Origin of the sequence: Mycobacterium sp. pV006 (assembly GCF_041287115.1) — a bacterium.
GTDB lineage: Bacteria > Actinomycetota > Actinomycetes > Mycobacteriales > Mycobacteriaceae > Mycobacterium.
In genome coordinates this window covers 286,179-307,064 of the sequence record NZ_JBGGKT010000004.1, presented here as the reverse complement: position 1 = coordinate 307,064, position 20,886 = coordinate 286,179, and the positions used below count along the sequence as shown (strand labels likewise).

Genomic DNA, 20,886 nt, shown 5'->3' with positions numbered 1-20,886 from the left:
GCGAGAGTGCACTCACGGTCGCGATAGCGGGCCTTTCACAACCGTGCGTGCACTTTCGCCAGCGCGGGGGTCAGCCAACGCGAAGAGCCGTGCCCAGTGCGCCGCCGTGAGGTCCTTGGGCAGAGCGCCCGCGAGCCCCTCTCGGCGAAGCCACGACGTGACGCCGGGACGGCTCCGGCGTCCACACACCGCCGACAAGATGGGTACCAGACCGCGTCCCCTGCCGGTGAACACCGCATGCACGAAACCTTGATACCGATCGCGATCCCGCCGGTGCACCAACGGATCCGCGCGACGCGCCATGACCATCAGCCCGCCGTCGACCGTGGGCCGCGGACGGAATGCCGACGCCGGCACCCGGCACTCGAGGCGGAAGTCGACCCAGGGCCACCACTGCGCGGTCATCATCGTCGCACCGCCGATCCCGGCACGGCGCCGCGCGACCTCCCACTGCACCAGCAGCACCGCGTCGGTCCAGTGCGGCGCGTGCAGCAGGCGACGCAGCATGGCGGTGGTCAAGTGGAAAGGCAGGTTGCCGACGACGACGTAGGGGTGCCGCGGCAGGTGCCAGCGCAGGACGTCGCCCTCGACGATCGATGTCGACGGCTTGGCGCGAGCCTGCAACCACCGGACATGGCGCGGGTCGATCTCGACCGCGGTGAGCGGACGGTCGAGATCCTGCAACGAGAACGTGAGAGCGCCGCGGCCGGGACCGATTTCAACGATAGGGCCGGACGTGGCGGCGACCAAGCCGACGATGCGGTCGCGGGTCGCGGGGTCGATGAGGAAATTCTGGCCGTGCTCGTGCCGGCCATCGCTGTAGATGGGCATGAGGAAGCTCCGCGGGATCGGCTGACGGGACGATCGACGCGGCGGAGCGCGGTAGAGGAGTGCGGTCCGCCGCTAGCTGCGGCGGATCCGCATCACTGCGATGTTGAAGTCACCCACGCCGCCATCGTGGCCGATCGAATGTCGCGGATCCACTGAATTTCTCGCGAGCGTGCGCTCAGGGTCGAAATCGCGGCGTTTTCACAACCCTGGATGCACTTTCGCGAGAGCGACGCTCAGCTGGTGCCCAACGGGTCGATGGTCCACGCGATGTAGAACATCGCGGCGCTGACCGACGCCGTGGTCACGAAATCCACGGTGCGCGACCGCACCGCCAGCAGGCCGGCCCGCTCGTCGGGCAGGGCCAATCGCAGCCCGGCCGCGACGGCCACACCGACGGCCATCACCAACGCCCCGCGTCGCCAGAAGCCCGCCGCCACCAGGGCGAAGGCCGCCAGCAGGAGCAGCGCGACGACCAGGATCGGCCACTGCGCAGCGCAGACCCTGCGGACGAACTGGCTGACGGTCACAACCCGGCCAGCACCTCGGCGCGCTCGACCACGTTGGTCAGCAGGAAGGCCCGCGTCAGCGGTCCGACCCCGCCCGGGTTCGGCGACACATGGCCGGCGACGTCCCACACGTCGGGCGCCACGTCGCCGACGAGCTTGCCGTTCTCGTCGCGGCTGACCCCGACGTCGACGACAGCCGCACCCGGGCGGACCATCTCGGCGGTCACCATGTGCGGCACCCCGGCCGCCGCCACGATGATGTCGGCCTCACGGGTGATCTGCGGCAGATGCCGGGTGGCGGTGTGGCACAACGTGACCGTGGCGTTCTCGGAACGACGGGTCAGCAACAGCCCGAGCGGTCGGCCGACGGTGACGCCGCGACCGATCACCACCACATGGGCGCCGGCGATCTCGACGCCGAAGCGGCGCAGCAGGTGCACGATGCCACGCGGCGTGCACGGCAGCGGGGCCGGCTCGTTGAGGACCAGCCGGCCGAGGTTGGTCGGATGCAGACCGTCGGCGTCCTTGCCCGGATCGACGCGCTCCAGTGCGGCGTTCTCGTTCAGATGCTTGGGCAGCGGCAATTGCACGATGTAGCCCGTGCAGTCCGGATTGGTGTTGAGCTCATCGATCGTGGCCTCCAGATCGGCCTGCGTGATGTCGCCCGGCAGGTCCCGGCGGATGGAGGTGATGCCCACCTTCGCGCAGTCGGAGTGCTTGCCGCGCACGTAGGCCTGCGATCCCGGATCGTCGCCGACGAGCACGGTGCCCAGCCCGGGCGTACGCCCGGCATGCACGAGACGCGCGACGCGCTCCTTGAGGTCGACGAAGATCTCGTCACGCGTGGTCTTACCGTCCAAAGTGATCGCACCCACGGGGTTCATTCTGACAGCAGGCATGGGAAGCTCTCGTTATGACAGCCCCGCACGATGTTTTCGCTCCTGCCAAGCTCGGGCCGTTGACTCTGCGCAACCGGATCATCAAAGCCGCGACGTTCGAGGCGGCGACCCCGAACGCGGTGGTCACCGACGACCTGATCACCTATCACCGGCTGCCCGCCGCCGGCGGGGTCGGCATGACCACGGTCGCCTACTGCGCGGTGGCCCCGGGTGGCCGCACCGATGGATGGCAGATCTGGATGCGTCCCGAAGCGGTGCCCGGGCTGCGGCGGCTCACCGACGCGATCCACAACGAGGGCGCGGCGATCAGCGCCCAGATCGGGCACGCCGGGCCGGTGGCCAACGCCCGCACCAACAAGGCGCGCGCCCTGGCGCCGATCCGCTTCTTCAATCCGCTGTCTATGCGGTTCGCGAAGAAGGCCACCCGCGCCGACATCGAAGAGGTGACCGAGCAGCATGCCAACGCCGCGCGGCTGGCCATCGAGTCCGGGTTCGACGCGGTGGAGATCCACCTCGGCCACAATTACCTCGCCAGTTCGTTCCTGTCGCCGCTGATCAACCGGCGCACCGACGAGTTCGGGGGCTCGCTGGAGAACCGCGCCAAGGTGGCCCGCGGCGTGGTCCGCGCCGTGCGCCGCGCGGTCGGCGACCGGATCGCGGTGACGGCGAAGATGAACATGTCCGACGGCGTGCCCGGCGGCATCACCTTGGAGGAATCGCTGCAGACCGCCAAGTGGCTGGAAGAGGACGGCGGACTGGACGCGCTGGAGCTCACGGCGGGCAGCTCGCTGCTCAACCCGATGTTCCTGTTCCGTGGCGGCGCCCCGGTCAAGGAGTTCTCGAAGGCGTTCAAGCCGCCGCTGTCGTGGGGGATCCGCATGACCGGCAAGAAGTTCATGCGCGAGTACCCGTACCACGAGGCCTACCTGATGCGCGATGCGAAGAAGTTCCGCGACGAGCTGACCATGCCGTTGATCCTGCTCGGCGGCATCACCAACCGCCAGACCATGGACAAGGCGATGGCCGAGGGGTTCGACTTCGTCGCGATGGGGCGCGCGCTGCTGGCCGAACCCGACCTGCTCAACCGCATCCAGGCCGACTCCACGGTCCAGTCCATCTGCGACCACTGCAACCTGTGTATGCCGACGATCTACAGCCACACCTACTGCGTGCGCACCGGGTCGCCGGGCACACAACCGGTCAATTCGGGGCGATGAGCGCCCGCGCGCAGTCCTCGACGATCTCGTCGGCGCGGGCCGGCACCGTCTGACGCGGACGTGCGCGTCGCACCATCGCCAACGGCACGTCGATCAGCGCGGCGCTGACCCGGTTGACATCCTCGCCGAGTTCGCCGAAGCACTTACGGATCCTGCGCTGCAACCGTTTCCGCCGGTTGACCAGGGTGTCCGGCCAGTCGCCGAGTTCGAGCTGCGCCGGCCCGGTCAGCAACACCTGAGCCTCGGCCGGGTGCTCCCGGCACCAGGCCAGCACGTGCCGGGCACCGTCGATGCAGCGTTGTCGCGCGTCGCCGGAATCGCCGAGCGCGACGAACAGATCGGTGTAGAAGCGTTCCTCGGTGCGCATCCAGAGTTCTCCGCAGAGCGCGGCCCGCGACGGGAAGCGGTGATACACCGAACCGCTGGGCGCACCGCATGCCCGCGCGACCGCCGACATCGTGACCGCCGCGGGGCCGTCGCCGGCGAGCAGTCCCGCAGCGGCGTCAAGCAGGTCATCGACGGAATATCGGGCAGGCCGCGGCATTGCTCCACCCTAAAGTAGAGATTGATCTCTAAAATGCGGATCTTCGACCGGCAGACCCCCGAACGCCTGCGATCCGGGAACCGATTCCCCTTGGTCACAGCATGTTTGACCACTCCGCGCACTGGTCCACATCACGGGCGTGTCGCAATTCGGGCGACAACTCGATAACGGTGCGGCAACAGATCACCGCCGAGGCGGGGAGCGCCGGGCCCCTGTAGCCGGCTACCGATAGAGTTGCCGACGATGTTTAATGTCGCCGCCGGAGCGGCTCCGTGACCCGCCCAGGATCCCCCGCGCTGACGGTTCGGTACGACGGATCCACCCGCACCTTCGCGGCCGGCAACGACGTCGTCGTCGGCCGCGATCTGCGCGCCGACGTCCGGATCGCCCACCCCCTGATCTCGCGCGCCCACCTGGTGCTGCGTTCCGAGCAGGGCCGGTGGATCGCCATCGACAACGGCAGCCTCAACGGCATGTACCTCAACGGTCGTCGGGTGCCTGCGGCCGACATCACCGACGGCCAGCAGCTCTACCTCGGCAACCCCGACGGGCCGCGGCTGACCTTCGAGGTCGGCCGCCATCAGGGTTCGGCCGGCACCCCGCCGACGACCGCGGTCCCGGTGCCGGCCCGCAGTGCGTCCTGGCCCAGTCAGCCCACCCACACACGGCCGGCGCCGCCGCGGCCTCCGCAGCCGGCCCACGGGTACCCCCCGACCGGCCCGATCAGCCATCCGCCCAGCGTGCCGCCGCGCCCGCCGCGGCCCGCGCCGACGCCGATCAGCTCACCCGACCTGGAATCGGCCACGGTCATGGGTCCGGCCGCGGCACCACGGTCCGGGGACGGCAACCTCGCGACGAGCATGCTGCGGATCCTGCGCCCCGGCCGACCGGCCGAGGCGCCGGCCGGTGCGATCAAGATCGGTCGTGCCAGTGACAACGACATCGTCATCCCCGACGTGCTGGCCTCCCGCCACCACGCCACGCTGGTGCCCACGCCCGGCGGTCCCGGCGCCGCGGAGATCCGCGACAACCGCAGCATCAACGGCACATTCGTCAACGGTGTGCGCGTCGAGGTCGCGACGCTGTCCGACGGAGACACCGTCACCATCGGCAACGTCGACCTCGTCTTCCGGGGCGGCACGCTGGTCCGGCGCACCGAGACCGCCGCCGACACCGCCACCGGCGGCCTCGAGGTGCACGGCATCACCTGGACCATCGAGAACAACAAGACGCTGCTCGACAACATCTCCATGTCCGCGCGTCCGGGCACGCTGACGGCGATCATCGGGCCGTCGGGCGCCGGCAAGTCGACGTTCGCGCGGCTGGTCGCGGGCTACACGCACCCGACCACCGGACAGGTCGCGTTCGAGGGCCACAACGTGCACGCCGAGTACGCGTCGCTGCGTTCCCGAATCGGCATGGTCCCCCAGGACGACGTCGTGCACGGCCAGCTGACCGTGCGACAAGCCCTCATGTACGCCGCGGAACTGCGGCTGCCGCCGGACACCACCAAGGCCGACCGCGAACAGGTCGTCCATGAGGTGCTCGAGGAACTCGAGATGACCAAGCACCTCGACACCCGCGTCGACAAGCTCTCCGGCGGCCAGCGCAAACGCGCGTCGGTCGCCCTGGAGCTGCTGACCGGCCCGTCCCTGCTGATCCTCGACGAGCCGACCTCGGGTCTGGATCCCGCACTCGACCGCCAGGTCATGACGATGCTGCGGCAGCTCGCCGACGCCGGCCGCGTCGTGCTGGTGGTCACCCACTCGCTGACCTACCTCGACGTGTGCGATCAGGTCCTGCTGTTGGCGCCCGGCGGCAAGACCGCGTTCTACGGTCCGCCGGAGCAGATCGGCCCGTCGATGGGCACCACCAACTGGGCAGACATCTTCAGCTCGGTGGCCGGCGACCCCGACGGGGCGCATCAGCGCTATCTCACCCAGCACGGCCCGCCACCGCCGGTCCCCGCCGCGCAGACGCCGGCCGATCTCGGCACGCCCACCAGAACCAGCCTGACGCGGCAGCTGTCGACGATCGCACGGCGCCAGATCAGGCTGGTGGTGTCCGATCGCGGCTACTTCGCGTTCCTGATGATGCTTCCGTTCATCATGGGCGTGCTGTCGTTGTCGGTGCCCGGCGACGTCGGGTTCGGAGTGCCGGTGCCGGCCATCCAGGGCGGCGCGGCACCCAACGAACCGGGTCAGATCCTGGTGATGCTCAACGTCGGCGCCATCTTCATGGGCACCGCCTTGACCATCCGCGCGCTGATCGGCGAACGCGCCATCTTCCGGCGCGAACAGGCCGTCGGATTGTCCACCTCGGCCTACCTGTTGGCGAAGGTGGCGGTCTTCACCGTCTTCGCCGTCATCCAGTCCGCGATCGTCACGGTCATCGCGATCCTCGGGAAGGGCTTCGGCCCCGGCGCGGTGGAGCGGGGGGCGGTGTTCGGCAGCCCCAGCTTCGAGTTGTTCGTCGACATCGCGGTCACCTGCGTGGCCGCGGCGATGGTCGGGTTGGCGCTCTCGGCGCTGGCCCGCTCCGCCGAGCAGATCATGCCGCTCCTGGTCGTGGCGATCATGAGCCAGCTGGTGTTCTCCGGCGGCATGATCCCGGTGACCGACCGGGTCGTGCTCGACCAGATGTCGTGGGTGACGCCGGCGCGGTGGGGGTTCGCCGCGTCCGCGTCGACGGTCGATCTGATCCGGCTGGTGCCGGGTCCGCTCACCCCGCAGGACCGGCACTGGGAGCACACGTCCGGAGCCTGGTTGTTCGACATGGCGATGCTGGCGCTGATCAGCGTGTTCTATCTGGCGTTCGTGCGCTGGCGGATCCGCCTCAACGCATCCTGAGCCGGGGCCGCAATCGGCGGGGGCACCAATTTGTCGAAATCTTTCGGCATGATGTGCCAGATTTCGTAAGCTCGGCGCACGCGCCGAAGGGGGGTAGCGGGGCTGTGTCTGACGACGACGCACACGACAGGGCGCTCAACGCTGCGCTCGAGGAGTTGCAACAGTGGGGGGTCGAGCGGTTCAGCGTCGAAGGTGTGGCGCACCGCGGGCACCTCGACACGGCCTACCTACGCGAACATTGGGGTTCGGAGAGCGGACTGATCGTCGAGGCGCTGGCCAGCTACTCCCAGCGGATGATCTCGCCTCCCGACACCGGGTCCCTGCACGGCGACCTGACCGAACTGGCGCTGTCGCTGGCGAACTACCTCAACGACCCCGTCGGCCGCCGGATCGCCCGGATGTTCGTGATCGACAGCAAGACCCAGGCCGCCGACATGCACACCCGGTCCGCGTTCTACGCGATGCGCCGCGAGGTGATCGAGGTGATGTTCCGACGTGCGGCAGAGCGCGGGGAGTTGCGGGAGGACGTCAAACCTGTGGTCGCACTGCAGTTGTTGACGTCGCCCCTACACACCTTCGCGCTCTACCGCGACGGCCCGGTCGACCCGGCCTACTGCCGTATGGTCGCCGACCTGGTCACCCGGGCCATCTCCGTCTAGTCCAGCAGCCAATCGTTGGGCGAGAAGAGTTCGCAGTGCACCCGCTCGGCGGTGATGCCCTTGCCCAGCAGCTGCGCCCGCACCGCGTGCACGAAACCGTTGCCGCCGCACAGGTACACCTGCACGTCGTCGGCGATGTCGACGTCGGCGACGTTCATCAGGCCCGCGTGGGCACCGTCGGTCCCGGCGGTCAGGCCGTCCTCGTACCAGACGTCCAGCGTGGCGTTCGGCAGTTGCTCGACGAGCTCGAACTGCCGCTCGCGTAGCGGGTGGCTCTGGTCGCTGCGGTCGGCGTGCAGCACCTGCACCCGGGCCTGCGGCGCACGCGCCGCGAGGTGCTCCAGGAAGCCGATCATCGGCGTGATCCCGATACCGGCCGAGATCAGCACCAGCGGCGCGGCACCGTCCGGGGCAGGCAGGTCACCGAACGGGACGGTGACGTCGAGGACGTCGCCGACGCAGACGTTGGCGGCGATCCAGTTCGACACCTCACCGGCGGGCTGGTCCCCCACCGCGGCGACCGGCCGGACGGCGAACGTCAGCTCTCCGTTCCCGGCGACGTTGACCAGGCTGTACTGACGCAGCTGTCGAGCACCGTCGGTCATCGTCACACCGACCGAAACATACTGTCCGGGCAGGAAATCCGGGAAGGGCTGACCCGACGGCACGACGGTGATCAGCACCGCGCCGGACGGATCGTCCACGCGGGCCTTCACCCGCGCCCGGCGGTAGACGTCACCGTCGGACACCCCCGCGGCCCGGTACAGATCGCGCTCCAGCGCGATCAGCGTGTCGGCCATGATCCAGTACACCCGGTCCCAGGCCGCGGCCACATCGGCGGTCACGGTCTCGGCACCCAGCACGGTCACGATCGCGGCGAACAGGTGCTCGTGCACGATCGAGTACTGGTCGGCGGTGATGCCCAGGGAGGCGTGCTTGTGACCGATGCGCGAGAGCAGTTCGGCCGGGTGCGGCAACTCGGGATCGACGAGGTGCGTCGCGAACGTCGCGATCGATGCCGCCAGGGCGCGCTGCTGGGCGCCTTGGGCCTGATTGCCGCGATTGAACAGGTTGCGCAGCAGCTCCGGATGGGCGGCGAACATCCCGCGGTAGAACTCGGTGGTGATCTCGTCGATGTGCGCCCCGATCAGTGGCAGCGTCGCGGACACCACCTCGGCATGTGCGGGCTCCAACTCCACGGGAGTGGCGATGACGGTCATCAGGGGTTCCTTTCCATTGGCGGGGTAGAGCTCGGGGAATTCAGGGGCAGCAACGCCAACGCCGGGCTACGCGCCAGGTCGACGACGGTGTGCCGGTCCAGCTCGCGGTAGAACGCCTCCTTGGCGTCGGCCAGCGCGTGACGCAGCCGGCAGGCGGCCACCAGCGGGCACGGGTCGGGACCGCCGCACTCGATGACCTCGCGGTCTCCTTCGAGGCGACGAACCAGCCAACCGACCGACGCGTTGCGACCGGCGTCGGTGAGCGTCAGCCCTCCGGCCCGGCCCCGACGCGCCGAGACCATGCCTAGCTCGACGAGCCGGGACACGGCCTTGGCGACGTGGTTCTCCGATGCGGCGGCCCCGGCGGCGATCGACCTCGTGGTGATGCGTTGTCCGGCCGACTCCCCGGCGGCCAGCAGCATCATGGCGCGGAGGCCGAGGTCGGTGAACCGGGTGAGCTGCACAAACAGAACGCTAGTAATTGCGCATCGCGGATGCGACTTTTGCGGCTGTGGGGTCTAACACCTCATCGGGTGCGGTTTTTCAACCAGCCTTTTTGGGTTTTCAAGTACCCGAAATGTCGAGCGCATGGGCTGCGGCGAACGCCAGTGCCTGCCCCACGTCGACCTTGGCGCCGCGCACCCGCGCGGTGGTCCACAGCGATGCGTCCACCCGTGCGCCGCGCAGATCGGCCTCGTCGAAGCGCGCGTCGGTGACCCGCGCACCGGTCAGGTCCGCGCCCGCGAGAACCGCCTGGCGAAGGTCGGCGCCGACGAGGTTGGTCTCGCGGAACCGGCACCCCGACACGTCGGCCTTGCGCAGATCCGCTCCGCCGAGGGATGCGAGCGTGAAATCCACCTCGACCAGCGTCAACGGCCGCAACCGACAATCGGTGAACGTCGAACCGAGAAAGGTGCAGTGCCGGAACACGCTGTGCCACAGAGTGGTCCGCCGGAACGTGCAATTGCGAAATGCCGACCCCGAGTGCTCGGACTCCGAGAAGTCGGCACCGGAGAAATCACACTCGGTGAACACCACGCGCTCGGTGCGAAGACGGCTGAGGTCCTCGTCGCGGAAATCGTGACCGGTGTACTCGCGGTCAGTCTGGACGGGGTCCACTGCCTGTCAACCACTTCGCCGGGACGTACACACCGACCGTGATGCCGGACTCGGGCTTCCCGGCGACGGTGCTGCGCAGCCGCACCACGAAACCGTGCAGGGCTGCCAGCCGTCCGACGACGAAGAAACCCATGTGGCGGGCGGTGTACGGGTTGACCTCTCCCCCGGCCTGCAACCGCGTGTTGGTGACCCGCACATCGGATTCGGTCATGCCACTGCCGGTGTCGCTGACCTCGACCACCAGTCCGCCGTTGTTGGTGTGCACCGCCGACACCCGGACCTGTGACTGCGGTGGCGAGTACCGCAACGCGTTGTCGAGAAGTTCGGCGAGGATGTGCATCAGGTCGCCGGCGACCCGGCCGGCCACCATGGTCTCGGGCAGCCCGACGACCACGCGATCGAACTCCTCGACCTCGGCCGCCGCCGCGCGCACCAGTGCCGTCAACGCCACCGGGTCGTCCTGTTCGCGCGGAATCCGTGCGCCGGCCAGGACCAGCAGATTCGCGGCGTTACGCCGCATGCGGGCCGCGAGGTGGTCGACGCGACGCAGATCGGCACGTCGGTCGGGGTCGGGTTCCGCGCGCAGCAATTCGTCGAGTAGGCCCCGCTGTTCGTCGATCAGCGCCCGGTTGCGCCGCGACAGGGTCTCGAACATGTCGGTGACCTGCACCTGTAGACGGGCCTGCTGACCGGCCAGGGTCACCGCCTGCTCGTGAAGTTCACTGACCGCTTGGGCGACCTGGCCGATCTCCTCGGAGGTGTGCGGCGGGATGGGCTGCACCGTCGGGGTTTTCCCGCCGGCGCGGACCTGCTCGAGTTGGCGGGCGAGGTCCTCGCGTGCCACCTTCAGCGCGCTGTCCCGCAGCAGATGCAGCGGGCGCACCAGCGACCGCGCGACCAGCGCCACGACCAGCAGGGTGACCAGGATGGCGGCGCCGACCACGACGGCGTCGCGCACGGTTTCGGCGTCGGATTCGGCGGCGGTCAGCCCCTCGTAGATCCGTAGCCCGCCCAGCACAACGGCCAACAGCAGAGGAACGCTGACGATGGCGAGCACCTTGGCCCGTACCGGCCAGTTGGACAGCATGATGAACTTCCTGCAGGACAAACCGCCCGGGCGGGGCGAACGACTCGACGAGTATGTCAGGTCCGCGGCAGCAGCCTGCGGTAGCGTAGGAACCACGCGCGACACCGAAGCCCAGCTCAGGAGGTAGCAGTGACGAGTCCGACCGGCCCGAACACACCCATCGGCGGACAGGAGTCGGCCGACCGCCGCGTCATCGCGTCATTCGCGAAGTACGTGGACGCTCAACGCCTCGTGGATCGGATGTCCGACGACGGCTTCCCGGTCGAGCACGTCCGGATCATCGGGGACGGTCTACGCACCGTCGAACAGATCACCGGGCGCGTCAACAAGGGCCGGGCCGCGCTGGCCGGCGCGGCCAGCGGCGCGTGGTTCGGCCTGTTCGTCGGCCTGCTGCTGGCGATCTTCACGGTGGGACCGGCGTGGATCGTGACGATTCTGGTGACGCTGGTGATCGGCACCTTCTGGGGTGCGGTGTTCGGCTTCGTCGCGCACCTGGCCACCGGCGGGCAACGGGACTTCTCCAGCGTGCAGTCGCTGGAGGCCCAGCGTTACGACGTCTGCGTGTCCACCGAGTACGCGCAGCAGGCGCAGCGCTACGTCACCGCGGGCTGAGCGCGGCGCAGGATCGCCACCAGGAAGTCGGCGTCGTCGGTGAACGGGCGCAGATCCCACGTCGACAACAGCAGATCCGGCGTCAGGCCGGCGGCGGCGACGTCGTCGAAGAACTCGGAGAACGGGTAGTCGCGGCCGGCGCCGAAACCGATGACGGCGCGCCCGTCGTCGGCCAGATGCGCGCCCAGCCGGGTCAGCACCGCGACCCGGGTGCTCGGCGCCAGGAACGTCATGACGTTGCCGGCCGACACGATCACGTCGAACGGCTCTGGCAGGCCGCGGGCCGGCAGGTCCAGCTCGGCCAGATCACCGACCAGCCAGCGCGGTCCCGGATGGTCCTGCTCGGCGGCTTCGATCAGCGCCGGGTCGACGTCGACGCCGACCACGTCGTGACCTTGGGTGGCCAGGTAGCCGCCGATGCGTCCGGGGCCGCACCCGGCGTCGAGGATGCGCGACCCGCGCGGCACCATCGCGTCGACGAGGCGGGCTTCGCCGACCAGGTCGGCGCCGTCGCGCGCCATCGCCCGGAATCGTTCGATGTACCACTGCGAATGCCCGGGATCGGCTTCGACCTTGCGCATCCACTGGCTCTGCTCGACCATGCGAGCATTGTCCCCTGTGTTCAAGGTGATGTTCTATTCGCCGCGGATCGCGCCCAATACCGGCAACGCGATCCGGATGGTCGCCGGCAGCGGATGCGAGTTGCATCTGGTCGAACCGCTGGGCTTCGACCTGTCCGAGCCGAAGCTGCGTCGCGCAGGGCTGGACTATCACGACCTCGCGTCGGTGTTCGTGCATCCCGACCTGCCGACCGCGTGGGCGGCGGTGACGCCGGCGCGGGTCTATGCGTTCACCGCGCACGCCGGGACGTCGTTCGCCGACGTCGCGTATCAACCGGGTGATGTCCTGCTGTTCGGACCCGAGCCCACCGGGCTCGACACCGAGACGCTGGCCGACCCGCACGTCACCGCGCAGGTGCGCATCCCGATGATCAGCGGACGCCGCTCACTGAACCTGTCCAACGCCGCGGCCGTTGCGGTCTACGAGGCGTGGCGTCAGCACGGCTACGCCGGCGGAGTGTGAGGACTTACCAGCTGTTCCAGTGGGTCACCTGCTCGGCGGGTAGCCGCTTGGCCTTCTTGAAGTCGGTGCCCTTGGTGTAGGCGATCGGGAAAAGGCCGGCCTGGCTGTAGTTGTCGTACGGGATTCCCAGGATCTCGGCGGCCTGGCGCTCCCCGTCGCCGAGCAGATGCAGCGTGGTCCACGCCGAGCCCAGGCCACGCGAGCGCAGCGCCAGCATGAAACTCCACACCGCCGGCAGCAGCGAACCCCAGTAGCCGGCGCTCTGACCTGAGGGGGTCTCGGTGGGCTTGCCCTCCAGGCACGGGATCAGCATCACCGGTACCTCGTGGAAATGGTCGTTGAGATAACGCGCGGAGTCCTCGACGCGGGGCCGCTGTTCGTCGCGGATGTCACCGGTGGTCGGCTTCTCCAGGTTCAGGTACGGGGTCGCGTTGGTGCGGTAGATCTCGGCCAGCGCCTGCTTTTTCTGCGGGTCCTCGACGAACACCCATTGCCAGCCCTGGTTGTTGGAGCCGGTCGGCGCCTGCAGCGCGATGTCGAGGCACTCCATCAGAACCTCGCGTGGCACCGGCTTGTCGAAGTCGAGTCGCTTGCGCACCGAACGGGTGGTGGTCAGCACTTCGTCTGCAGTCAGGTTCAGCGTCATTTTTCCGACATTACCTGCGCTTGGTGTTCCCTTGTCCCGCGAGCGCGCGTGTTTGTCCGTCGACACACCGGCAAAATATGACAGTTTGCGAACGTTCGCTGGGAATCGAAACATGTGCTGGCACAACTTGTATCGGCGAGCGAGCTCAAACTGTCGGTGGATCGCGGCGTGTCGGGGCGCAAACGCGCGCGCTCGCTAAAACAACCGGGGGTGGGTGAGAAACCGGCGGGCCCGGGGTATCCGTCGGTGTGCTGAACATCAAAGAAGTTGTCTCACAAGGACTGGAGTTCGCCGGCTCGGTCGTCGGGTTGCGTTGGGGTACCGAGGAGCCCCGGTTCACCGTGCTCGACACCGTCGACCGCGATGGGGTCCGCATCGAGATCCGCCGGTATGCCGACCGCATCGCCGCCGAGACCACGGTGTCGGCCGACGAGGACACCGCCCGCACCATCGGGTTCCGGCGGCTGGCCAACTACATCTTCGGTGGCAACGACGGCGGCAACCGGATCGCGATGACCGCTCCGGTCACCCAGCGCTCGGGTCAGAAGATCGCGATGACCGCGCCGGTGACCCAACAGGCCGACGGCGGACCGTCGACGATCCGCTTCTTCATGCCCTCGAAGTGGACGATGGACACCCTGCCCACCCCCGACGACGAGCGGGTCACGCTGGTCGAGGTGCCCGGCGAGACCGTGGCGGTGCTGCGGTTCACCGGTGATCGCAGTCCGGCCGAGGTGGCCCGCCGGTCGAACCAGCTACGCGAGGCCTTGCGCGGCAGCGGTTACGAGCTGACCGGTGAGCCGATGGCCTGGTTCTACGACCCGCCTTTCACGCTGCCGTTCCGTCGCCGCAACGAGGTCGTCGGGGTGGTGACGAGCACGCGCTGACGCGCGACGAGAGCGCGCAAAATGCTGTCGTGGCCCGGCGCGCCGACCCGCAGACGCGCGCGCTCGCGGTGCAACTCGGCGGTGCAACTCGCCGGTGCAAGGCGGCTAGCGGAAGTCGCGCGACTTCGAGGCCACCTGCATCCGCAGCGGGCCCAGGCGGTCGGCGACCACGGTCACCGCGCCGGTGGCGTTCTGCACCACACCGCGCACCACCAGCGCCGACGCGGTCTGCGCGAGCTTTCGGTGCCGAGACCACACCCCCGGGGTGCACAGCACGTTGACCATCCCGGTCTCGTCCTCGAGGTTGACGAACGTCACTCCCTGGGCGGTGGCCGGTCGCTGGCGATGGGTCACCGCGCCGGCCACCAGCACCCGGGTGCCGTCGGGAACGGACAGCAGCCGGTCGGCGGGCACCACCCCCATCGCCGCCAGATCCTCGCGCAGGAACTGCGTCGGGAAGCGGTCGGGTGACACCCCGGTGGCCCACACGTCGGCCACGGTCAACTCCAACTCGCTCATACCGGGCAACGCCGGGACATGCGACGAGCTGCCGACGCCGGGCAGCCGGTCCGGCCGCTCGGACGCCGCCGCTCCCGCAGCCCACAACCCCTCGCGGCGGGTGATGCCGAAGCAACCCAGCGCCCCCGCGGTGGCCAGCGCCTCGGTCTGCGGCACCGTCAGCTGCACCCGAGCGGTCAGGTCGAGCAGAGAGGTGTACTCCCCGTGTGCTTTTCGTTCCTCGACCAGCCGTTCGGCCAGGTCGGTACCGATGTGGCGGACGCTGCCCAGCCCCAGCCGCACGTCCAGACCGTCGTTCTCCAGGGTGGCGTAGGACAGGCTGGCGTTGACGTCCGGGCCGTGCACGGTCACCCCGTGGCGGCGTGCGTCGGCGACCAGCGACTGCGGTGAGTAGAACCCCATCGGCTGCGCCCGCAGCAGCGCGGCGCAGAACGCCGCCGGATGGTGCAGCTTGAACCACGACGAGTAGAACACCAGCGACGCGAAGCTCAGCGAATGGCTCTCCGGGAAACCGAAATTGGCGAACGCCTCCAGTTTCTCGTAGATCCGTTCGGCCACCTCGCCGGTGATGCCGTGCAACTCGGCCATCCCCTGGAAGAACCGGTTGCGCAGCCGGCGCATCTTCTCCGTCGAGCGCTTGGAGCCCATCGCGCGGCGCAGCTGGTCGGCCTCGACCGCGGAGAACCCGGCGCAGTCCACGGCGACCTGCATCAGCTGTTCCTGAAACAGCGGCACCCCCAACGTTTTCCGGAGCGCCGGCTCCATCGACGGATGCTCGTAGGTGACGGCCTCCTCCCCGTTGCGACGCTTGATGTACGGGTGCACCGAGCCGCCCTGGATCGGCCCCGGGCGGATCAGCGCGACCTCGACCACCAGGTCGTAGAACACCCGCGGCTTCAACCGGGGCAGCGTGGCCATCTGCGCGCGGGACTCCACCTGGAACACCCCGACCGAATCCGCGCGCTGCAGCATCTCGTACACCGCGGGTTCGGACAGGTCCAGTTTGGCCAGATCGACCTCGATGCCCTTGTGCTCGCGCACCAGGTCGATGGCGTAGTGCAGCGCCGAGAGCATGCCCAGACCCAGCATGTCGAACTTCACCAAACCGATTGCCGCGCAGTCGTCTTTGTCCCACTGCAGCACACTGCGGTTCTCCATGCGCGCCCACTCCACCGGGCACACGTCGGCGATGGGCCGGTCACAGATCACCATGCCGCCGGAATGGATTCCCATGTGGCGGGGCAGGTTCGAGATCTGTTGGGCCAGTTCGATGACCTGTTCGGGGATCCCCTCGGTATGGGTCGCATCGGTCAGCCGGCCCCACTGGCTGAACTGTTTGCTCCACGCGTCCTGCTGCCCTTGCGAATACCCCAGCGCGCGCGCCATGTCACGCACCGCGCTGCGTCCGCGGTAGGTGATCACGTTGGCGACCTGGGCGGCGTACTCGCGGCCGTAGCGCTGGTAGACGTATTGGATGGCCTTCTCGCGCAGGTCGGATTCGATGTCGATGTCGATGTCGGGTGGCCCGTCGCGCGCCGGTGACAGGAACCGTTCGAACAGCAGCTCGTTGGCCACCGGGTCGACGTTGGTGACCTTCAGTGCGTAGCAGACCGCGGAGTTGGCCGCCGAGCCTCGGCCCTGCGACAGGATGTTGTTCTCCCGGCAGAACCGGGTGATGTCGTGCACCACCAGGAAGTAGCCCGGGAAGTTCAGTTGTTCGATGATCCGCAGCTCGTGCTCGATCTGCGCGTACGCCCGGGGCGCATGTGCGGGCGGCCCGTAGCGTTCCCGAGCCCCGGTCATCACCAGATGCCGCAGCCAGCTGTTCTCGGTGTGCCCGGCGGGCACCTCGAACGGCGGCAGCTGCGGGGCGATCAGCGACAGCGCGAACGCGCACTGCTCGCCGAGGTCGGCGGCTGCGGTGACCACCTGCGGGCAGTGCGCGAACAGCCGCGCCATCTCGTCTCCCGAGCGCAGATGCGCACCCCCGAGTGGGGCGAGGTACCCGGCGGCCTCGTCGATCGAGTTGCGGGCCCGGATCGCCGCCATGGCCGCGGCCAGCCGCCCCCTGCTCGGTTCGGCGAAGTGCGCGGCGGTGGTGGCCACCACGGTCAACCCGAACCGGGCCGCCAACCCCGCCAGAACGGCGTTGCGTTCGTCGTCGAGCGGATGGCCGTGCCGGGTGAGCTCCACGGTGACGCGGTCGCGGCCGAACCGGTCCACCAGGTCGGCCAACGCCTTCTCGGCGGCTTCTGCGCCGCCCCGCTCGAGCGCCTGACGGACGTGTCCCTTGCGGCACCCGGTGAGGATCTGCCAGTGCCCGCCGGCCGCCTCGGTCAGCGCGTCGTAGTCGTAACGCAGCACCCCTTTCTCGCCGCCGGCCAGGTGCGCTGCCGCCAGCTGCCGCGACAGCCGCCGATAACCTTCCGGCCCGCGGGCCAGCACCAGCAGGTGCGGCCCAGGCGGATCGGGATCCTCGGTGCGGCTGCCTCCGCCCAGTGACAGCTCGGCGCCGAACACCGTGGCCATGTCCAGCTCCCGGGCCGCTTCGGCGAACCGCACCACCCCGTAGAGACCGTCGTGGTCGGTCAGGGCGATCGCCTTCAGGCCCAGCCGCGCGGCCTCCTCCACCAGCTCCTCAGGCGTGCTGGCGCCGTCGAGGAAGCTGTACGCCGAATGGGCGTGCAACTCGGCGTACGGCACCGTCGAGCCCTGCCGGGGCCCGTCCACCGGTTCGTACCGGCCACGTTTCCGCGACCAGGCGGGACTGTCCCCGCCGTCGCCGATCGGTTCGCGCTGGGAATCTATCGGCCAGCCGGCCCGGCGCGGCTTGCCCGTCAGCACCCGCTCCATTTCGCCCCAGCTCGGTGGGCCCGTGTGCCAACTCACCCACCTAGGATATCGAACATGTGTTCGACAAGGGAAGCGTCAGGCGCTGTGGTCCTCGTCGGGCCAGCCGCCCCCATCGTCGCCGTTGCCGTCCCCGTCCTCCAGGTTCGGCCGCAGCACGTAGCGCACCTGATTACCGCCGGCCATGCGCGCCTGCTCGATGGCCTGGGTCGCGATCCCGATGAGCTTGTCGAGCACCTCGTCGGGCGGCTCGGCGGCCAGCGGCGGCAGCGGCGTGCACACCACACCGATGCTGGCGGTCAGCTTCTGCGGCGTCGCGGCGATGGCGCCGCGAATCCGCTCGACCAGCGGAGAGGCATCAGCGGTGGTGAACGAGTCGGCGACCAGGAAGTCGTCGTCGGAGACGTGCGCGACGATCGCGTTGTGGCGCACCGTCTCCCGCAGCGCCTGGCCGACCGTCACCCGCGCACGGTTCCCGCCGCGCGAGCCCGACAGCCCGAGCAACAGCGAGAAGCTGTCGATGTTGACGGCCACCACCACGAGGTACTTGTCGTCGCTGCGACTGCGCGAGGCCAGCAACGTGGCCACATCCCGGTAGAACGCATCGCGGTGCCGCAACCCGGTGAGCTGTTCGATGTCGGCGTGATCGGCGTCGGGTTCGACCAGTCTGACCACCAACCGGAACGAATACGCGACGAACATGTTGACCAGCACCACGAACACCGCCGCGGTCAGCGCCAGCGCCAGGTGGTCTTCGGCCAGACGCAGGAACAGCACCACGGTCACCGCGCCCAAAACCACCCAGGCGACGGCCAACAGCCTCGCCGTGTGGAAGGACACGACGTAGACGCTGATCAGCACGAAGACCGTCAAGCTGAGGAAGCCGAACAGCGGATCGGTCGCGCTCAGGGCCGTGGTCGCGACGACGACGCACCCCACACCCGCGCACACCAACGACTGCAGACGGTTGGGCCAGCGGTCCCTCAACCACATGCCCGCCGACCCGAACGCGGCTACCGCCACGACCCCCGCGAAGATCTTCGACGGCAGAGTCGGCGAGGCCTGACCGCTGTAGATGAGCGCCAGCGGTACCAGCCCGAACAGCGCCAGACTGGCGGCGATCAGCCGACTTCCGGTGGTCTGCATGCCACGGGCAGCCAGGGCCGCAGTGAACCAGTAGTACTGATCGGTACGCCAAAGCTCTGGCCGGACGATGTCGGCCACCGAATCGCGCAAACGGTCCATCTCTCGCCTATCCCCGGTCAAGGCATCACCAGGCCAGATCAACGGGCCCCGACTCTGCCGAAGGCTACCAGCCCAGCAAAGACTTCTCGGCAGTTCAGCCGACGAACTCCGCTTCGCCGTCGTCAAGAACCAGCCGCGCGTCGCCGTCGCCCCGCGGGTCGAGGGCCTCGGTTCGGAAAACGGCACGACCCGCACCCGTCCGCCAGATCGAAGTCCGCAGCGTATCCCCGGGAAAGACGGGTGCGCTGAACCGGGCCGCGACCGTGGTCACCTTGGTGGCATCCCCGCCGCCCAGTTCCGAGACCAACGCCCGCCCCGCGACGCCGTAGGTGCACAGGCCATGCAGGATCGGCTTCGGGAATCCCGCCAGCGCAGCGAACCACGGGTCGCTGTGCAGCGGGTTGCGATCCCCGGACAGCCGGTAGATGAGGGCCTGGTCCTCGCGGGTGGGCAACTCGACCGTGGCGTCGGGGGTGCGCTCGGGGATCTCCGGGGCTGCCGGCCGTTGTCCCGGCTGCCCGCCGAACCCGCCCTCGCCGCGGATCACCAACGTGGTCAGGGTCTCGGCCAGTGTCTGGCCGGACTCGGGATCGGTGCCGGTGCCCTTGAGCATCACGACGGCGTTCTTGCCGGGTCCCTTGTCCTGGATGTCGGCCACCTCGGCCACGACGCTGAGCCGACCGGCGGGTGGCAACGGGGCATGCACCCGGATGCTCTGCGAACCGTGCAGCAACCGACTGAAGTCGAAGCTGCCGATCATCGTGGCCGCGGCGAACGGCGAGCACGCGATCACGGCGTAGGTGGGCAGCACCTGCTGGGCGACGTCGTGGCTGTTCTCCGTCGTCAGCGCGAGATCCTCGATGCCCGCGCCGACCCCGAGCGCGTAGAGCAGGGTGTCGCGGTCGGTCCACTCGAACAGTTGCGGCTCGGTCTGGGCGCCGATGGCGTGGGGATCGATGGGCATGCGCGTGAGAGTAGCGCCCTGCACCGGCTCCCTCTAGGAGGCGACCATGTCATCCCAGTTGGTCGACAGATATTCCAGAAACCGCGGCCCGACCAATTCGGCGACCAGGTGCTCGGCCGGCACCGGATGGGAGACGGCCCGAAAACCGGGATCGGACAGGACCCGCCGGGCGAAGTCGTGATGCAGAATTCCCGCCGTCCCGATCAACACGAAATCAGCTCCCCGAGACAGACATTCGCGCGCGGTGGCGCCGGTGAAGATCTTTCCTGCCACGCCGACGCGGGTGTCACCGCGGGGAAGGTCGGTGAACAGGTCGATGAGCTGATCGCCGGTGTAGCCGGGCTCGTGCGGCTCCTTGAACACATCCCACAGGGATAGATCCAGGTAGTCGAGCAGGCCGGACGCGAGCACCTCCTCGGCCAGCGCGCGCGACTCGTCCAGCACGATGCCGTACCGCTCGGGCGACAATCGAAGTCCCAGTTGGAAGTCCGCCGACGTCGCCGCGCGGATCCCGGCGACGATCTCGTGGATGACGCGGAACCGGTTCTCCCGTGATCCGCCATACCGGTCGGTGCGCTGGTTGTTGCGGCCGTCCAGGAACTGCGCGAGCAGGTAGCCGTGCGCGCCGTGGATCTCGGCACCGTCGAAACCGGCCTTCTCGGCGCGGACCGCCGCCTCGACGAAATCCTGGACCACCTGTTCGACGCCCGCGGTGGTGAGCGCGGTCGCGCCTCGCCGCGGGTCGTCCCACACCCCGACGACGGGCCGCCCGGTCAACGCCGTTTCGGCGCGGCGCCCACCGTGTTGCAACTGGATCACCGAGACCGCGCCGCCCGCGCGCAGTCCGGCAGCGAGGCGGCGCAGACCGGGGAGGTGGTCGTCGTCGCTGATGCCCAGCTGGCCCGGAAAGGTTCGCCCGGCCGGTTCGACATACGCCGCGGCGGTCATCACCATGCCGAATCCGCCGCGGGCGCGCGCGACCAGCCAATCGTACTCGTCGTCGTGGACCGACCCGTCGACGTTGCTCTGGAGATTGGTCAGCGGTGCCAGCGCCAGTCTGTTGGCCCAGCTCGGCCCGTGTGCGAAGTCCAGCGAATCGGATAAGTCGGTCACGGGGCACATGCTCTCAGGGGCGCGCTCGATCGGATG

The 20,886-nt window shown here is 68.9% G+C and carries 19 protein-coding genes and 1 pseudogene; 6 read left to right on the top strand and 14 right to left on the bottom strand.

Annotation, left to right across the window (positions count from 1 at the left end):
• Positions 1-12: 12 nt before the first annotated feature.
• The 3 genes from erm to ACAG25_RS09220 all read right to left on the bottom strand — a co-directional run bounded on the left by erm (position 13) and on the right by ACAG25_RS09220 (position 2,212).
• A complete protein-coding gene (gene erm / locus ACAG25_RS09230) occupies positions 13-831 on the bottom strand; it encodes a 23S ribosomal RNA methyltransferase Erm (RefSeq protein ID WP_370488044.1) in 819 nt (272 codons plus the stop codon).
• Between the two features lie 233 nt (positions 832-1,064).
• Positions 1,065-1,358, bottom strand: coding sequence for a DUF3017 domain-containing protein (locus tag ACAG25_RS09225; protein WP_370488043.1), 294 nt, complete (start codon positions 1,356-1,358; stop codon positions 1,065-1,067).
• Positions 1,355-2,212 (bottom strand): bifunctional methylenetetrahydrofolate dehydrogenase/methenyltetrahydrofolate cyclohydrolase, encoded by an 858-nt coding sequence (locus ACAG25_RS09220; protein WP_370488042.1) that lies wholly within the window; start codon positions 2,210-2,212, stop codon positions 1,355-1,357. Before ACAG25_RS09220 ends, ACAG25_RS09225 begins: the two co-directional genes overlap by 4 nt.
• A 38-nt stretch (positions 2,213-2,250) precedes the next feature.
• Between ACAG25_RS09220 and ACAG25_RS09215 the strand changes: the two genes are divergently transcribed.
• Positions 2,251-3,453, top strand: coding sequence for an NADH:flavin oxidoreductase (locus ACAG25_RS09215; RefSeq protein ID WP_370488041.1), 1,203 nt, complete (start codon positions 2,251-2,253; stop codon positions 3,451-3,453).
• Here the strand turns inward: ACAG25_RS09215 and ACAG25_RS09210 are convergent.
• Positions 3,437-3,997, bottom strand: a complete 561-nt coding sequence (locus ACAG25_RS09210) for a TetR/AcrR family transcriptional regulator (RefSeq protein ID WP_370488040.1) — start codon at positions 3,995-3,997, stop codon at positions 3,437-3,439. The two genes, ACAG25_RS09215 and ACAG25_RS09210, sit on opposite strands and share 17 nt — an antisense overlap.
• A gap of 272 nt (positions 3,998-4,269) precedes the next feature.
• Between ACAG25_RS09210 and ACAG25_RS09205 the strand changes: the two genes are divergently transcribed.
• Positions 4,270-6,846: an FHA domain-containing protein gene (locus tag ACAG25_RS09205; RefSeq protein WP_370488039.1), complete on the top strand. Its 2,577-nt coding sequence runs from the start codon at positions 4,270-4,272 to the stop codon at positions 6,844-6,846.
• 104 nt (positions 6,847-6,950) lie between these two features.
• On the top strand, positions 6,951-7,505 hold the full coding sequence (locus tag ACAG25_RS09200) for a TetR-like C-terminal domain-containing protein (RefSeq protein WP_370488038.1): 555 nt from the start codon (positions 6,951-6,953) through the stop codon (positions 7,503-7,505).
• Here the strand turns inward: ACAG25_RS09200 and ACAG25_RS09195 are convergent.
• The 4 genes and pseudogenes from ACAG25_RS09195 to ACAG25_RS09180 all read right to left on the bottom strand — a co-directional run.
• Complete coding sequence (locus ACAG25_RS09195; protein WP_370488037.1) at positions 7,502-8,725, bottom strand: globin domain-containing protein; 1,224 nt, start codon at positions 8,723-8,725, stop codon at positions 7,502-7,504. The genes ACAG25_RS09200 and ACAG25_RS09195 overlap by 4 nt on opposite strands.
• Positions 8,725-9,189 (bottom strand): Rrf2 family transcriptional regulator, encoded by a 465-nt coding sequence (locus ACAG25_RS09190; RefSeq protein ID WP_370488036.1) that lies wholly within the window; start codon positions 9,187-9,189, stop codon positions 8,725-8,727. The genes ACAG25_RS09195 and ACAG25_RS09190 overlap by 1 nt, the downstream gene beginning before the upstream one ends.
• A 100-nt stretch (positions 9,190-9,289) precedes the next feature.
• Entirely contained in the window at positions 9,290-9,844 is a 555-nt protein-coding gene (locus ACAG25_RS09185; protein ID WP_370488035.1) for a pentapeptide repeat-containing protein, read from the bottom strand.
• Positions 9,837-10,814, bottom strand: a pseudogene (locus ACAG25_RS09180) (ATP-binding protein); the annotation flags it as partial. The gene ACAG25_RS09185 and the pseudogene ACAG25_RS09180, both read right to left, overlap by 8 nt.
• Before the next feature lie 246 nt (positions 10,815-11,060).
• On the opposite strand from ACAG25_RS09180, the gene ACAG25_RS09175 reads away from it, so the two are divergent.
• A complete protein-coding gene (locus ACAG25_RS09175; RefSeq protein ID WP_370488034.1) occupies positions 11,061-11,543 on the top strand; it encodes a general stress protein in 483 nt (160 codons plus the stop codon).
• On the opposite strand, the gene ACAG25_RS09170 is transcribed toward ACAG25_RS09175, so the two are convergent.
• Positions 11,525-12,145, bottom strand: a complete 621-nt coding sequence (locus ACAG25_RS09170) for a class I SAM-dependent methyltransferase (RefSeq protein ID WP_370488033.1) — start codon at positions 12,143-12,145, stop codon at positions 11,525-11,527. The two genes, ACAG25_RS09175 and ACAG25_RS09170, sit on opposite strands and share 19 nt — an antisense overlap.
• A gap of 28 nt (positions 12,146-12,173) precedes the next feature.
• Between ACAG25_RS09170 and ACAG25_RS09165 the strand changes: the two genes are divergently transcribed.
• Positions 12,174-12,626, top strand: coding sequence for a tRNA (cytidine(34)-2'-O)-methyltransferase (locus tag ACAG25_RS09165; RefSeq protein ID WP_370488096.1), 453 nt, complete (start codon positions 12,174-12,176; stop codon positions 12,624-12,626).
• A gap of 4 nt (positions 12,627-12,630) precedes the next feature.
• Here the strand turns inward: ACAG25_RS09165 and ACAG25_RS09160 are convergent, their stop codons facing one another.
• A complete protein-coding gene (locus ACAG25_RS09160; protein ID WP_370488032.1) occupies positions 12,631-13,272 on the bottom strand; it encodes a nitroreductase family protein in 642 nt (213 codons plus the stop codon).
• A gap of 251 nt (positions 13,273-13,523) precedes the next feature.
• On the opposite strand from ACAG25_RS09160, the gene ACAG25_RS09155 reads away from it, so the two are divergent.
• Positions 13,524-14,159 (top strand): heme-binding protein, encoded by a 636-nt coding sequence (locus tag ACAG25_RS09155; RefSeq protein ID WP_370488095.1) that lies wholly within the window; start codon positions 13,524-13,526, stop codon positions 14,157-14,159.
• Positions 14,160-14,264: 105 nt separating this feature from the next.
• Here ACAG25_RS09155 and ACAG25_RS09150 read toward each other — a convergent pair whose 3' ends face one another.
• The 4 genes from ACAG25_RS09150 to ACAG25_RS09135 form a co-directional block, all read right to left on the bottom strand.
• The gene (locus ACAG25_RS09150; protein WP_370488031.1) at positions 14,265-17,567 is read right to left on the bottom strand and encodes an error-prone DNA polymerase; all 3,303 of its coding nucleotides are present in this window, start codon (positions 17,565-17,567) and stop codon (positions 14,265-14,267) included.
• A 39-nt stretch (positions 17,568-17,606) separates the two neighbouring features.
• A complete protein-coding gene (locus tag ACAG25_RS09145) occupies positions 17,607-18,773 on the bottom strand; it encodes a diguanylate cyclase domain-containing protein (RefSeq protein ID WP_370488030.1) in 1,167 nt (388 codons plus the stop codon).
• Positions 18,774-18,867: 94 nt separating this feature from the next.
• Positions 18,868-19,737 (bottom strand): MaoC/PaaZ C-terminal domain-containing protein, encoded by an 870-nt coding sequence (locus ACAG25_RS09140; protein ID WP_370488029.1) that lies wholly within the window; start codon positions 19,735-19,737, stop codon positions 18,868-18,870.
• Positions 19,738-19,770: 33 nt separating this feature from the next.
• A complete protein-coding gene (locus ACAG25_RS09135; protein WP_370488028.1) occupies positions 19,771-20,850 on the bottom strand; it encodes an NADH:flavin oxidoreductase in 1,080 nt (359 codons plus the stop codon).
• Positions 20,851-20,886: the final 36 nt, after the last annotated feature.

Excerpts from the sequence above, each read along its gene's own strand:
- ACAG25_RS09140 (WP_370488029.1), bottom strand. The coding sequence starts at position 19,737 with ATGCCCATCGATCCCCACGCCATCGGCGCCCAGACCGAGCCGCAACTG.
- ACAG25_RS09145 (WP_370488030.1), bottom strand. The coding sequence starts at position 18,773 with ATGGACCGTTTGCGCGATTCGGTGGCCGACATCGTCCGGCCAGAGCTT.
- ACAG25_RS09170 (WP_370488033.1), bottom strand. The coding sequence starts at position 12,145 with ATGGTCGAGCAGAGCCAGTGGATGCGCAAGGTCGAAGCCGATCCCGGG.
- ACAG25_RS09210 (WP_370488040.1), bottom strand. The coding sequence starts at position 3,997 with ATGCCGCGGCCTGCCCGATATTCCGTCGATGACCTGCTTGACGCCGCT.
- ACAG25_RS09160 (WP_370488032.1), bottom strand. The coding sequence starts at position 13,272 with ATGACGCTGAACCTGACTGCAGACGAAGTGCTGACCACCACCCGTTCG.
- erm (WP_370488044.1), bottom strand. The coding sequence starts at position 831 with ATGCCCATCTACAGCGATGGCCGGCACGAGCACGGCCAGAATTTCCTC.
- ACAG25_RS09165 (WP_370488096.1), top strand. The coding sequence starts at position 12,174 with ATGTTCTATTCGCCGCGGATCGCGCCCAATACCGGCAACGCGATCCGG.
- ACAG25_RS09215 (WP_370488041.1), top strand. The coding sequence starts at position 2,251 with ATGACAGCCCCGCACGATGTTTTCGCTCCTGCCAAGCTCGGGCCGTTG.
- ACAG25_RS09195 (WP_370488037.1), bottom strand. The coding sequence starts at position 8,725 with ATGACCGTCATCGCCACTCCCGTGGAGTTGGAGCCCGCACATGCCGAG.